The sequence below is a fragment of the Schaalia odontolytica genome, from assembly GCF_031191545.1.
GTDB classification, from domain to species: domain Bacteria; phylum Actinomycetota; class Actinomycetes; order Actinomycetales; family Actinomycetaceae; genus Pauljensenia; species Pauljensenia odontolytica.
The window spans coordinates 201,252-212,491 of sequence record NZ_CP133472.1 but is presented as its reverse complement, the minus strand read 5'-3'; the positions used below and the strand labels follow the sequence as shown (position 1 = coordinate 212,491).

Sequence of the window (11,240 nt, the reverse complement as noted above, 5' to 3'; positions counted from 1 at the left end):
TGGACGCAGATGGGGCCGCTGGGTGGCAGACTTAGACAGTTAGCGGTTCAGCGGAAAGGCAGGAAGACGTGGCAGCACGCGGTTCGCGCCCGGCGGCACCCGCCCAGATCACGCTGGCACCCATCGTGTTGATCAAAGGCCCCGAGGGCCTCCTCGTCGACCGCGCCCTCGATCAGTTGCGGGCCCTCGCCCACGAGGCCGACCCCAACCTTGAGCGCACCGACATCAACGCGGCCACCTACCAGGCCGGGCAGCTCGACGTCATCGCCTCGCCCTCACTCTTCGGCGAATCCCGCATGGTGATCATCCGGGACCTGGAGACCATGAGCGATGCCCTCGCCAACGACCTCATCGCCTACGCCGCGGCCCCTGCCCCCGACGTGTGGATGTTCCTGGCCCACCCCGGGGGCAACGCCCGCGGCAGGAAGGTCATCGACGCGATCACGAAGGCAAAATGGCCAGTGATCCCCGCCGATCCGCTGAAAAATGACCGTGATAAGCTGGCGCTGATCGCCTCCGACGTGCGCGCCGCACACCGACAGATGGACACCGAGGCCCAGCAGGCCCTCGTGGATGCTCTCGGCAACGACCCTCGCTCGATGGCCGGTGCCCTGGCCCAGCTTCTCTCCGATGTCAGCGGTCGCATCACCCTGGAGGACGTGCGCCGCTACCAGGCCGGACGCGTCGAGGCCACGGGCTACGACGTCGCCGACGCGGCCGTCGCGGGCAACTCCGCGAAAGCCCTGACGCTTGCCCGTCACGCCTTCGCGACCGGCATCGCCCCCCAGCTGCTCGTCACCGCCCTGGCCATGAAGTTCCGTGCCATGGCGAAGGTATCCATCGGAGGATCGGCATCGGCCCTCAAAATGGCTCCCTGGCAGGTGGACCGAGCCCGACGAGAACTGCGCGGCTGGTCCGACGCCTCACTGGCGGGGGCCTTCGGTGCCATCGCAACGGCGGACGCCGAAACAAAGGGCGCGTCGCGGGACCCGCAACGCGCCATCGAAAAAGCAATTATCACCATTTGCAGGCTGCGCGGGCGCTAAGAACCCGCCCCGGCCTCGTCTATTGGACCTACGTAGGGAACGAAGAGGAGCGGAATGAGAACCATTCGAACGCTGGTGGGGAGGCTGCGCGAGTTTAAGAAACCCGCGATCCTGACCCCGCTGTTCATCATCGGGGAGGTCATCCTCGAGTGCTTGATCCCGCTGACCATGGTCACGCTCGTGGACGCGCTCGACGGAGTATCCCTCAGCCCCGTCCTGAGACTGGGGCTGATCCTCATAGGCCTGGCCTTCGCCTCGCTCACGTGCGGCATTCTCGCCGCCCGCTTCTCGGCGACCGCATCGGTGGGCCTGGCCAAGAATCTGCGTCACGATCTGTTCTTCAAGGTGCAGGATTTCTCCTTCGCCGATATCGACCGTTTCTCCACGTCCTCGCTGGTCACCCGCATGACAACGGACGTGACGAACGTTCAGAACGCCTTCGGTATGCTGATCCGCATCGCAGTGCGCGTGCCGCTCATGATCGTTTTCTCCATCGTCATGGCCTGGCGGATCAACTCCCAGATGGCGCTGATCTTCCTCGGCATGGTGCCGCTGCTCGCAATCATCCTGGCCGTCATTGTGCTGGTTGCCTTCCCGATTTTCCGCCGTATTTTCAAGAAGTACGATGCGCTGAACAACTCGGTGCAGGAGAACGTCGCCGCTATCCGCGTGGTGAAGTCCTTCGTCACCGAGGAGCACGAGACGACCAAGTTCCGTGCCGCCTCGCAGGACGTGCGCAAGGACTTCACGAACGCCGAGAAGCTCATCGCACTCAACAGTCCCGTCATGATGCTCTTCATCTTTGCGGCCATCGTCGCCGTCGACTACATTGGTGCCTCGATCATCGTGAATTCGGGTGGCACAGAGCTGACGAAGGGTGGCCTGACCGCGCTCATCACCTACGGCATCCAGATTCTCGTGCATATGCTCATGCTCGCCTTCATCTTCGTCATGACGACGATGGCCGCCGAGTCCGCGAACCGTATTGCCGAGGTCCTTACCCACCAGCCGTCGTTGACATCCCCGGCCAACGGCGTGACGACCGTTGCGGACGGCTCCGTGGCCTTCGAGGGGGTGTCGTTCAAGTACTCCGAGAGGGCCGAAGAGAACGCGCTGTCCGACATCGACCTGCGCATCGACTCCGGCTCAACCCTTGGCATCGTCGGCGGCACCGGTTCGTCCAAGACCTCGCTCATCCAGCTGATCTGCCGACTCTACGACGTCTCCGAGGGAACCGTGAAGGTCGGAGGGCGCGACGTGCGCGATTACGACCTCTGCTCGCTGCGCGACGCGGTGTCGGTCGTCCTGCAGAAGAACGTCCTCTTCTCGGGCACGATTAAGGACAATATGCGCTGGGGCAATCCGGATGCGACCGACGCGCAGATCGAGCGCGCCTGTCAGCTCGCTCAGGCCGACGAGTTCATCCGACAGCTGCCCGGCGGCTACGACTATGTGATCTCTCGGGGCGGCACCAACGTGTCGGGCGGCCAGAAGCAGCGCCTGTGCATCGCCCGCGCACTGCTGAAGAACCCGAAGATTCTCATCCTGGACGACTCGACCTCCGCCGTGGACACGAAGACCGACTCGCTGATCCGCGACGCTTTTGAGACCGAGATCCCGGGCACGACGACCATCATCATCGCCCAGCGCCTGTCCTCGGTGATTCACGCCGACCAGATCATCGTGCTCGACGATGGACGCATCAAGGAACGTGGCACCCACGAGGAACTGCTGGCGGCGGGTGGGGAGTATCGCGCGATCTACGACTCCCAGAACGCGGCGAGCGAAAGCGAGGTGGCCTGACATGGCACGCATGAATGGTCGTCGCATAGACGACGAGGAAAAGCTCGATGGTATCGAGCGCCCCTTCGGCCGCCTCATGTCTTACGTATTCCGTCACTACCCGGTGCGTATCAGCCTCACGGTCGTGTGCATCATCACGGCCGCAGTGGCCTCGGCAGTCGGCGCTATCTTTATGCAGCAGATCGTCGACAACGTCGTGACACCTGGCCTGGAGAGCGGTTTCGACGCTGTGCGAGGCACCCTGGTGCGCCTCGTCGTCACGATGGGCATTATCTTCAGCGCCGGCGTCATCGGCAGCTTCATCTACACCCGAGCCATGGCGATCGTGACGCAGGGTACGCTCAAGCACATGCGAGACGACATGTTCGACTCGATGGAGCGCCTGCCCCTGCGATTCTTCGACACGCACCCGCACGGCGCGATCATGTCGACCTTCACCAACGACACGGACGCGATCCGCCAGCTGATCGGCCAGTCGATCCCGACGCTCATCCAGTCGGGCCTGACGATCATCGTCCTGATCGGCACGATGCTCTACTACTCCGTGTGGCTCTTCCTCGTCGTCTTAGTGGTGGGCGTACTCATGGCCTTCCTGACCGGAAAGCTCGGTGGGCTGTCGGGGCGCTTCATGAAGGCGCAGCAGGCTGCCCTCGCGGACGAAGAAGGCTTCATCGAAGAGATGATGGACGGTCAGAAGGTCGTCCAGGTCTTCAATCATGAGCAGGACGCCAAGGACGAGTTCGTCGAGTTCAACCAGAAGCTGTTCGACTCCTCACAGAAGGCGAACATCTACGGCAACGTGCTGATGCCGGCCCTTGGCAACATCGGCAACATCATGTATGTCGTGATCGCGATCGTTGGCGGCATCATGATCCTGGAGCAGACGCCGAACATTCACCTCTTCGGTGTCGACGTCATCACCGTCGGTGTGGTCGTGTCCTTCCTGGGCATGGTCCGTAACTTCTCGCAGACGATCGGCCAGATGTCCATGCAGGTCCCCATGATTGCCATGGGTATGGCGGGTGCCGGCCGCGTGTTCGCGCTCATTGATCAGGTGCCCGAGGAGGACGAGGGGTACGTGACCCTCGTGCGTGCGCGCGAGCTGCCCGATGGTTCGGTCGAGCCGACGGAGGAACGTACAGGAGTGTGGGCGTGGCGACACCCCCACAAGGCTGACGGCACCGTCACCTACACGCGACTGCGCGGCGAGCTGGTCATGGAGGGGGTCGACTTCTCCTACGACGGCGAGAAGCAGATCCTGCACGACATATCCCTGTGGGCCAAGCCCGGCCAGAAGATCGCCTTCGTGGGAGCCACGGGTGCCGGCAAGACGACGATCACCAACCTGATCAACCGCTTCTACGACATCGCCGATGGCAAGATCCGCTACGACGGCATCAACATCAACAAGATCCACAAGCCGGACCTGCGCCGCTCCCTCGGCGTCGTCCTACAGGACGTCAAGCTCTTTTCGGGAACTGTCATGGAAAACATCCGTTACGGCCGCCTGGACGCAACGGACGAGGAATGCATCGCTGCTGCAAAGCTCACGAACGCGGACTCGTTCATCCGACGTCTGCCCGAGGGCTACGACACGATGCTGACCGGCAACGGCTCTAATCTCTCACAGGGGCAGGCTCAGCTCCTGTCGATCGCACGTGCGGCCGTCGCCGACCCGCCCGCGATGATCCTCGACGAGGCGACTTCCTCGATTGACACGCGCACCGAGGCCCTCGTGCAGCAGGGAATGGACAACCTCATGGAGGGGCGCACGGTCTTCGTGATCGCCCACCGCCTCTCGACGGTGCGAAACTCGGACGCGATCATGGTCCTTGACCAGGGGCGGATCATCGAGCGTGGTAGCCACGACGACCTGATCGACCAGAAGGGCGTGTACTACCAGCTCTACACGGGTGCCTTTGAACTCGAGTAAGCGCTGACGGATTGCAACGCCTCGGCCGCGTCGTGAACTGTGCCCCGAAACTTGGATGCTTTAGATGGTAGCCGTTGCGCTGCTTTCTGTAGGGCCTGATCCCGGTATTTTGCCGGGGTCAGGCCCTTGAGCTTTACTTGGCGTCGTGTTGTGTTCCAGTGCGTGACGTAGGCGTCGAGGTCGGCTTTGAAGCTCTCGAAGGTCTGCCCGTCTTGGCTTCGGAAAACTTTGGCCTTGAGGTGTCCGAAGACCTGTTCGGTGGCACCATTGTCGACGTAGTTGCCTGTGCGTGACATGCTCTGGATGAAATCGTTATCGACGAACGTGCGTTGAAGGGCGCGCGTTCGGCGTGGGTTGTGTGCTCGGGTTGTGACCGATATTGTTCGCGCCCGGTGTGGTCGAGGCAAATGGGGATGTGTTGTGTGCTTGGGTGCAACTGTGTTTGTGGGGTGCGACCGTTATTGTTCGCGCCCGGTGTGGTCGAGGCGCGTGCGGATAGGTTGTGCGCATGTGGATAGGTCATTAACCTATCCGCGTCTTCATAACGTATCCGCGTCTTAATAACCTATCCGCAAGCGATGGGTTGAACCTAGACGAACCGCCGCCGGGCGCTTTTCGCACGTGAACCCGATGACATGAGCGTGGGCCCGATAATGCGCACGTGAACCCGATGATGTGCGTGTGGGCCCGATAATGCGCACGTCAACCCGATGATATGAGCGTGGGCAGCCCCGCCCACATTCCGATTAAAGGGTTTACGCGCGCGTCAAAGGGTTTGCGTGCGCATCAAGTCGATCTCAATGCTCACGCATGGAGATGTTCGGCGAGAGGGCTTAGTCCGTGCCTGTGAAGGACCGTCAATTGGAGTGTCGTGTCACGAACCGCCGAAGCAGAGCATGTGCTTTAGACCGAAACGGCTCATGTGTGACGGACCGAAGCGGCGCATGTGCTTTAGACCGAAACGGCGTATGCGTGGCAGACCGAAACGGTGCATGTGTAACGGACCGAAGCGGCGTTTGTGTAACGGACCGAAGCGGTGCTCGCGTGTTACACCGAAGAAGCGTATCCGTGGCAGACCGAAGCAACGTATGCCAGGAAAGAGGAGTCGGCGTGTACCGGGCCTGGGAAAACCCGGCCGGCGCGTTCTAGGAAAAAACTGAAGCACCGTGCGCAGGGCGGCGTACTCGTCTCACGCGCCCTCGCGCAGACAGGGGAAGCCCAGGGTGGTACACGCGCACGTGCCTGGCAGTCCTCGACTGAAAGATGATCGCCTCGTCTACGTGGGGGGCCACGCGCGCGTGCCTGGGAGCAGGTATACGAAAGCGGGCCGCCCACCGGGCGGCCCGCTTCAGGTCAAACGTGCGTTTGATCAGTCAGCGATCGAGGCGACGCGACGGGCAAGCTTGGACTTGCGGTTCGCGGCCTGGTTCTTGTGGATGACGCCCTTGGAGACGGCGACGTCCAGCTTGCGCGAAGCAACACGCAGAGCGGCGAGAGCCTTGTCCTTTTCGCCGGCCTCAACGGCCTCGCGGGTCTGACGGACCAGGGTCTTCAGCTCGGACTTCACGGACTGGTTACGAACGCGGCGCTTCTCGTTGGTGAGAATGCGCTTCTTCTGGGACTTAATGTTTGCCACAGTCGGATTTCTCCTTGATGTATGTCTGACAGGGTCGGTGAGGGCTGTGTCAAGACCGGGACTTAGGCGTGGGGACACCCGCAAACGGTCTTAACCAGACCCCCTGCCCGACCAGGCCGGGAGTCCAACGTCCGATCATACCAGCAGCGGGGCTTTTCGTCATTCCCCTTGGCCTTCGTGGGCCTCGTAAGGTCGGTCACGTGTCTCTCGGGTCAGTCACCGTGGGTGCGGTAGTGCTCCTCAAGAGCGTCGACGACGAGCTGCCAGGTCTTCTTCGGCAAGATCGCGCCCTCACGGCGAACATCGGTAGCTTTGACCCACAGGGCACGGTCGAGACGCACCTCGGATGGGCGGCCCTTCGAGTCCCAGTCGCCAGCGCCAATGTCGAGCCAGTAGCGGCCAGCGGCGGCCTCCTGGGCGGCGTCGCGCGTGTGGTCCTTGCTGGTCAGCTGGAGGATGTACACGCCGTCATCCTGCGCGCCGATGACGACGGCCGGACGATCCTTGCCGACCGACGCGTCCTCCTGGTAGGGAACCCAGGTCCAGACGACCTCGCCGGGATCAGCGTCGCCGTCCATGATGGGCGTGTACGAGGCGTGGGCGAGTGCGTCTGCGATGCTCGCTTCGTGGATCGACGTCTTGGGGCGATTGGAGGTTGCCGGGTCCTCGTAGTGATGGTGGGAACCGGAGTGCGTCCCTGAGGTCGAAGATGAGCGAGGTTTTGGCGTCGAAGACTTCGGCTTACTGTTCGACTCACGCTGGCGCGGCTTGGAGGAGTTCGTCTGCGATTCCTCTGTGGTGCCGGAGATAACGCTGATGAGGAAGTTGATGAGGCCCCTGACGAATGAGTTCATGGGACCAGCATACGGCAGCGGCTGGTCCGTCTGTTTTATCCACAGGGGCATTCTGTGTCGATGGGTTATACACAGGCTCCGTCTTCGTGAATGACAGGGTGCCGTCGTCGGTTCCATTCTGGATGTGTTCGTAGAAGAACGACCACAATGAAAGGCGACGATGATGTCCACTGCAACGATTCACGGTCCGATGGTCTGTCTCGATACTTTCGGGGCCTGTGCATCCGCGTCCGGTTCGGCCGACGAATCCGGTCGTTGTGCCCTGGCAGACGCGATGCGCTGTGCCGCCGGCGGACGGCTGGACAGGGCCATCGAACACGCAGAGAAGGTATATGAAGACTCCGAAGTCGCGATTGAGCTTCGCCTCGAAGCCGCCAAACTCCGCATTGATTGGTACGCCGCGCAGGGCTCGTATGATCGCTGTCGCAGCGTGGCGGGAGAGGCTGCGCGGCTCGGAGCCGCAGCGTTGGATCGTAATCACCCACTCGTCCTCATGCTGCGTAACTCGGAGGCCTACTGGCTGTCGGTCCTCGGCTTCAACGACATGGCGGCTCGCCGCTTCTCCGCGCTGGTGGCTGACGTGAAAGCCTGCGCGGACCTCGATCCTCACATCGCATTTGCCGTCCGTAACAATTCGGCGATGCCCTGGAAGAACACGGGGAAGTGGAAGAAGGCAGCTCGCGTCTACCGGGAGCTCCTTGCCGATATGGAAGGAGCCCGGGATGAGGCCGATATGACGCTTCTGACTGTTCGTGACAATCTCGCCGAGGTGCTCTCCGCCGACCGCGAGTACGAGGAGGCGATCCAACTCTACGAGCACAACATGGACGTATTGCTCACGGTTGCCGAGCACGGTGATTGGCGGGTGCTGCGCCTGCGCAATGAGATCGCACGCAATACGTGGATGGGAGGGGACCGGGCGGCAGGCGAGGATCTGTGGACTGTGCTGGCGGAGGACTGCCGGCGATACCTGGGAGATCGTGACCCGCTGACGGCGCGCATCCGCGCCATCTTGCTCACCCTGGCCACCATGCGTGGGGACGACGAGCGCGCACAGACCATCGCACGCAAACTCCGCGACGATCATCCCGACGACTGGGATGACTGTGACTTCACGGAGGCTGTCGCCATCGTTGCGCAGGTCGAGATGGGCGATGGTGAAGGGGTGTGACACGCCGCCACTGTGCGCGACTTCCCGCGCCTGAACTGGCACAAATGGCCGCGACAATGGGACGATAAGGAGGTTAACGACTTCACGGAGGTTCACGTGCCCATCCCCACGCCCGCGCAGCAGGCGCAGATTCGCCCGGCCCATACCCCGCAGGGGCAGATCCGTAACTTCTGCATCATCGCCCACATCGATCATGGGAAGTCGACGCTCGCGGACCGCATGCTCCAGCTGACCGGAGTCGTCGAGGCGCGCGAGATGCGCGACCAGTACCTCGATCGTATGGACATTGAGCGCGAGCGCGGCATCACGATCAAGAGCCAGGCCGTGCGCATGCCGTGGGCGCACGAGGGGACGCCCTACGCGCTCAACATGATCGACACGCCCGGTCACGTGGACTTCACGTATGAGGTCTCCCGCTCGCTGGCTGCATGCGAGGGGGCAGTCCTACTCATCGACGCTGCGCAGGGCATCGAAGCGCAGACGCTCGCGAATCTGTACTTGGCCCTCGAGAACGATCTCGCGATCATCCCAGTTCTCAACAAGATCGACCTGCCGGGCGCCCAGCCCGAGAAGTATGCGCACGAGGTTGCCCAGCTGATCGGCTGTGACGAGAGCGAGGTCCTCAAGGTTTCCGGCAAGACCGGCGAAGGCGTCGAGGACCTGCTCGACCGCATCGTCGATGTCGTTCCCGCGCCCGAAGGTGCCCCCGACGCTCCGACCCGCGCGATGATCTTCGACTCCGTGTACGACACCTACCGTGGCGTCGTCACCTACGTGCGTGTCGTCGACGGCGTTCTCTCCACCCGTCAGCGCGTGCGGATGATGTCCACGGGCGCCACCCACGAGCTCCTCGAGCTGGGTGTCATCTCGCCTGAGCCGAAGCCCGAAGAGGGCATTGGTGCCGGTGAGGTGGGCTACCTGATCACAGGCGTGAAGGACGTGCGCCAGTCCCGCGTTGGCGATACCGTCACCAGCCAGGTGCGTGGAGCGACAGAGGCTCTTGAGGGCTACCGCGATCCCAACCCGATGGTGTTCTCCGGCATCTACCCGGTCGACGGCTCCGACTTCCCGGATCTGCGAGACGCCCTCGAGCGCCTCCAGCTCAACGACGCGGCGCTCACCTTCGAGCCTGAATCCTCGGCGGCCCTCGGCTTCGGTTTTCGATGCGGCTTCCTGGGGCTGCTGCACCTGGAGATTATCCGCGAACGTCTGGAGCGCGAGTTTAACCTTGACCTCATCGCGACCGCTCCGAACGTCGTCTACCGCGTCGTGACGGAGGACGGCACCGAGGTGCGTGTTGATAACCCGAGCGAATTCCCCGAAGGAAAGATTTCCGAGGTGCGCGAACCGGTCGTCAACGCGACGATCCTGACGCCCACCGAGTTCACCGGCACCATCATGGAGCTGTGCCAGGAGCGTCGCGGCTCGATGCAGGGCATGGACTACCTGAGCGAGGAACGCGTGGAGCTGCACTACCAGCTGCCCCTCGCCGAGATCGTTTTCGACTTCTTCGATCAGCTCAAGTCCCGCACGCGCGGTTACGCTTCCCTGGACTACCAGGAGAGTGGTGAGCAGAGCGCCGACCTCGTCAAGGTCGACATTCTGCTCAACGGTGATCGCGTCGATGCCTTCAGCGCGATCGTTCACCGCGACGGTGCCTATAACTACGGCCAGCGCATGACGAAGCGCCTCAAGGAACTCATTCCTCGCCAGCAGTTCGAGATCCCGGTCCAGGCCGCAGTCGGCGCGCGCGTCATTGCCCGCGAGACCATCAAGGCCCTGCGTAAGGACATGCTCGCTAAGTGCTACGGCGGCGACATCAGCCGCAAGCGCAAGCTGCTCGAGAAGCAGAAGGAAGGCAAGAAGCGCATGAAGTCCATCGGCCGCGTTGACGTGCCGCAGGAAGCTTTCATCGCCGCCCTGACCTCCGACGTTCCGACGGGTAAGAAGTGAGCGGGGACCAGATGAACGAGGCCGTGGAGGGCCCCGCTCCAGGCGAGCAGCCTGCGGAGCGACGTCCGGGCGAGGCCCCCGAGGGCACGGTTTTCATGAGCCGCACGAAGTCCTTCACGCGGCGCACTCGCGAGCTGCCCGCGAACCTTGCGCGCACGTGGGAGGCGCACGCGCATCGCTTCGTGGTCGAGCCGCGTCGCGGGATCGGATATACGACTGTCGCGCAGGACTTTGCGCTCGATCTGACTGACCTCTTCGGGGGCAGCGCCCCCGTGACTCTCGAGATTGGTTCGGGCACAGGTGAGCAGATCGTCGCGGCTGCGGCCGCCCATCCTGAGCGCAACTTTCTGGCCCTTGAGGTGTGGGTGCCCGGTATCGCCAAGCTCGTCTCCAAGGCGGTCGAGGCCGACGTGGGCAATATCCGCGTCATTGAGGCCGACGCTGCGCAGGCCCTCCCGATCATGCTCGGGGATGCCTGCGTAGATGAGGTCTGGACTTTCTTCCCTGACCCGTGGCGCAAAGCCCGGCACCGCAAGCGTCGCCTCGTCTCCGATTCCTTCGCTCTCGAGGTCGCGCGCCTGCTGCGCGACGGGGGAGCATGGCGCCTGGCCACGGATTGGGATGACTACGCCTGGCAGATGCGCGACGTGATCGAGGCCTGCGAACTCTTTGATAACCCGCACGCGGGAGAGCGCCCGGATCCGGCGGATCCGCAGCCGCAGCGCGGTGGTTTCGCCCCGCGCTTCGAAGGGCGCGTTGTCACCCACTTCGAGACTCGCGGTATCGATGCGGGCCGTCGCGCCCACGATGTCGTTGGCATTCGTTGCCCGCGTGGCTGATGCCG

The 11,240-nt window shown here is 62.9% G+C and carries 9 protein-coding genes; 6 read left to right on the top strand and 3 right to left on the bottom strand.

The annotated features are described in order from the left end of the window. Nucleotides 1-68 precede the first annotated feature (68 nt). Genes holA through RDV55_RS00940 form a run of 3 tightly spaced genes read left to right on the top strand, consistent with a single transcriptional unit; the run spans nucleotide 69 to nucleotide 4,782 of the window. Nucleotides 69-1,046, top strand: coding sequence for a DNA polymerase III subunit delta (gene holA, locus RDV55_RS00950; RefSeq protein WP_111822953.1), 978 nt, complete (start codon nucleotides 69-71; stop codon nucleotides 1,044-1,046). Between the two features lie 54 nt (nucleotides 1,047-1,100). After that, complete coding sequence (locus RDV55_RS00945) at nucleotides 1,101-2,849, top strand: ABC transporter ATP-binding protein (RefSeq protein WP_111822954.1); 1,749 nt, start codon at nucleotides 1,101-1,103, stop codon at nucleotides 2,847-2,849. A 1-nt stretch (nucleotide 2,850) separates the two neighbouring features. Further along, the gene (locus RDV55_RS00940) at nucleotides 2,851-4,782 is read left to right on the top strand and encodes an ABC transporter ATP-binding protein (protein WP_111822955.1); all 1,932 of its coding nucleotides are present in this window, start codon (nucleotides 2,851-2,853) and stop codon (nucleotides 4,780-4,782) included. On the opposite strand, the gene RDV55_RS00935 is transcribed toward RDV55_RS00940, so the two are convergent. The 3 genes from RDV55_RS00935 to RDV55_RS00925 form a co-directional block, all read right to left on the bottom strand. Continuing rightward, a complete protein-coding gene (locus RDV55_RS00935; protein ID WP_245907623.1) occupies nucleotides 4,755-5,078 on the bottom strand; it encodes an IS3 family transposase in 324 nt (107 codons plus the stop codon). The genes RDV55_RS00940 and RDV55_RS00935 overlap by 28 nt on opposite strands. Nucleotides 5,079-6,151: 1,073 nt before the next feature. Continuing rightward, nucleotides 6,152-6,418: a 30S ribosomal protein S20 gene (rpsT, locus tag RDV55_RS00930; RefSeq protein WP_111822956.1), complete on the bottom strand. Its 267-nt coding sequence runs from the start codon at nucleotides 6,416-6,418 to the stop codon at nucleotides 6,152-6,154. Nucleotides 6,419-6,630: 212 nt separating this feature from the next. Further along, nucleotides 6,631-7,272, bottom strand: a complete 642-nt coding sequence (locus RDV55_RS00925) for a type II toxin-antitoxin system PemK/MazF family toxin (RefSeq protein ID WP_111822957.1) — start codon at nucleotides 7,270-7,272, stop codon at nucleotides 6,631-6,633. Between the two features lie 163 nt (nucleotides 7,273-7,435). On the opposite strand from RDV55_RS00925, the gene RDV55_RS00920 reads away from it, so the two are divergent. The 3 genes from RDV55_RS00920 (at nucleotide 7,436) to trmB (ending at nucleotide 11,235) form a co-directional block, all read left to right on the top strand. Continuing rightward, nucleotides 7,436-8,443: a tetratricopeptide repeat-containing protein gene (locus RDV55_RS00920; protein WP_111823135.1), complete on the top strand. Its 1,008-nt coding sequence runs from the start codon at nucleotides 7,436-7,438 to the stop codon at nucleotides 8,441-8,443. 96 nt (nucleotides 8,444-8,539) lie between these two features. Then, a complete protein-coding gene (gene lepA / locus RDV55_RS00915; protein WP_111823136.1) occupies nucleotides 8,540-10,396 on the top strand; it encodes a translation elongation factor 4 in 1,857 nt (618 codons plus the stop codon). A gap of 11 nt (nucleotides 10,397-10,407) precedes the next feature. Continuing rightward, on the top strand, nucleotides 10,408-11,235 hold the full coding sequence (gene trmB, locus RDV55_RS00910; RefSeq protein ID WP_174703791.1) for a tRNA (guanosine(46)-N7)-methyltransferase TrmB: 828 nt from the start codon (nucleotides 10,408-10,410) through the stop codon (nucleotides 11,233-11,235). Nucleotides 11,236-11,240 lie beyond the last annotated feature (5 nt).